The organism is Streptomyces sp. DH12, from assembly GCF_020873895.1.
GTDB lineage: Bacteria > Actinomycetota > Actinomycetes > Streptomycetales > Streptomycetaceae > Streptomyces.
In genome coordinates, this window is record NZ_JAHWGT010001232.1 from 1 (window position 1) to 434 (window position 434).

Sequence of the window (434 nt, forward strand, 5' to 3'; positions counted from 1 at the left end):
GCCCTGGGCCGCCGCCGCGCGGCGCGCGGCCACCTCCTGCTCCTGCTGCTTGCGCTTCATCGGGTTGCCGGAGCGCTGCTTGCCCTTGGCCTGCTTCTGCTTCTTCTTGCCGCGGCCGGGACCGCCACCCATGCCCGGCATCCCGGGCATCCCCGGCATACCGCCGCCCTGCGCCATGCGGGACATCATCTTCCGCGCCTCGAAGAACCGCTCGACCAGGTTCTTCACCGCGCTGACCTCGACACCGGAACCCTTGGCGATACGGGCGCGGCGCGAGCCGTTGATGATCGTCGGGTCCTGGCGCTCGCCGGGCGTCATCGACTTGATGATCGCGGCGGTGCGGTCGACGTCCCGCTCGTCGAGGTTGTTGATCTGGTCCTTGATCTGGCCCATGCCCGGGAGCATGCCGAGCAGCTTGGAGATGGAGCCCATCT

At 69.1% G+C, this 434-nt stretch carries 1 pseudogene; it reads right to left on the reverse strand.

What is annotated here, in order from left to right:
- Positions 1-434, reverse strand: a pseudogene (locus LPA54_RS39410) (signal recognition particle protein); the annotation flags it as partial.